General features: G+C 55.1%; 1 protein-coding gene. It reads left to right on the forward strand.

Going from position 1 to position 323, the window contains the following annotated elements:
* The coding region (locus Q4563_RS18155) for a hypothetical protein (RefSeq protein WP_303605498.1) at positions 1-194 on the forward strand (194 nt) is incomplete at its 5' end.
* Positions 195-323: the final 129 nt, after the last annotated feature.

Consider the following 323-nt stretch of genomic DNA (forward strand, 5'->3'; position numbering starts at 1 on the left):
GCCTGAAACCGTTGAACCAGTCGCTCACCCGGCTGACCGAGCTATACCCCCATATCAAAGGCCGATTGATCAAATCCATGGTAGCCTGCGGCCGTGCTGACGGTATATTGCGCCCGGCTGAACGCGACCTGATCCATACCATCGCCGCGATTCTGGAAACCCCTGTACCGGCCGGAGTGCTGGCCCAATGCTGATGGGGCAACAACTGTTATGATGACATCCGGCACCATTTGCTATTTGCTTTTTCACTGGCAATTGCCGCCCAAAGCCAGCAACAGTCTGATCAATGGCCTGACCAGGGTCATGAACAACCGTTGTAACCT

The sequence above is a fragment of the Gilvimarinus sp. 1_MG-2023 genome (assembly GCF_030548285.1).